Here is an 876-nt window from a genome sequence, read left to right on the forward strand (position 1 = left end):
CTGCCGGTGTAGCCGCGCTGCTTGACGTCATGAAACAGGTGTCGGCCGCAGCGGTTCCCATCCTTCCAGCATTGGGTGAGGAAGGCTTCGAAATACCAAGGCGATGTGGAGTTCAGTGCCGCTCGTCGCCTGTCTGGCGGAGCCTCGAACTTGAGCCACTTCGTTACGCTGCGACGCTCATAGCCGGTCCGTCGGGCGATCTCGCTGTAGGACAGCCCTTCCTGGCGCAAGGCATGGAGCATGTCGAATATCTCCTGGCGAGATTGCCTATGCGCGAAACGGGCGCGCCGGCGATGTGTCGCGGCGTCAACAATTGCATCCTCCGAAAGAAGGGCTCTGCTGGTGGCGCGCCCGGAAAGGCTCATCTGTTCTTCGATGGCCGAGCGAAGGTTCTGGACCAGGTGAAACCGATCGGCGACCTGCCGGGCCTTCGGTGAGCCTTCACGGGTGGCCTGCGCATACAGGCCACAGCGGTCCCGGCTGACGATCTCGAACGAAGGATGACTCCGAAGCCACTTGGCGGCACTCTCGACGCTGCGGTCGTCCAGTATGTCGACGACCGAGCGGCGTTCGAGGTCGACCATGATGGTTCCGTAGCTCGTCGCCCGCCGCCAACTCCAGTCATCGATACCGACCACTCGTATGTCGGAATTGCGTTGAGCACTCGCGGCATCCCGCTTCAACTGCCGCAGGATAGTGTCGTCGCTGACCGGCATGCCGAGCCGTTGCATCAAGCGCTCGCCAGGACGACCGCCAGCGCTGTGGCCAAGCAGGCCGACAATCTCAAGGACCCTTCTCGTCCGACGCGCGTATGGATCAGCTACCGTCGGCAGTCGATCGGTGAACGTTCGTCGTGCGCATTCCCCATGTGCACAT

Annotated in this window: 1 protein-coding gene; it reads right to left on the bottom strand. The window is 62.3% G+C overall.

Annotation, left to right across the window (positions count from 1 at the left end; all coding sequences use genetic code 11):
• Positions 1-876 (bottom strand): transposase (locus AC0L2K_RS34930; protein ID WP_473533652.1); only part of this gene is annotated, 876 nt, incomplete at both ends.

Source organism: Mesorhizobium sp. WSM4817 (assembly GCF_055811135.1).